At 53.4% G+C, this 335-nt stretch carries 1 protein-coding gene; it reads left to right on the top strand.

Going from position 1 to position 335, the window contains the following annotated elements; genetic code table 11:
• Positions 1-80: 80 nt before the first annotated feature.
• Positions 81-335 (top strand): hypothetical protein (locus AB4653_RS28115; RefSeq protein WP_372105915.1); only part of this gene is annotated, 255 nt, incomplete at its 3' end.

Below are 335 nucleotides of genomic sequence, written 5' to 3'. Positions count from 1 at the left end.
GTCTTGGTGAGCGTCTGACTGTCCGTACCCAGTTGCAGGTTCTGCAGCGCAAGGGCGCGCAGCGGCGAAGCCTCCCTTGCGTGAGGGTTCTCAAATGGGACGGTTTAAAGGAAGTCGCGACAACAAGCCAAAAGGACAGCCTAAGCCAATATCTCAACCCAAAGTACGTCGCCCAGGTAGAAATGTCCCTTCCCCACCAAGAGAGCGCCCTGCTGGTTAGTCGACTTGCGCCACTCGATAACCTTGGCTACTTAGGACAAGAGCGAACAGGGCGTTGCTCGTCTAAAAACACGAACCGCTTGAATACCGCAAACTGTTGGAATATCGAAACAAAA

The organism is Vibrio sp. 10N.222.48.A3 (assembly GCF_041475345.1).
GTDB classification, from domain to species: domain Bacteria; phylum Pseudomonadota; class Gammaproteobacteria; order Enterobacterales; family Vibrionaceae; genus Vibrio; species Vibrio tasmaniensis_A.
This window is presented reverse-complemented; position numbering and strand designations above follow the sequence as displayed.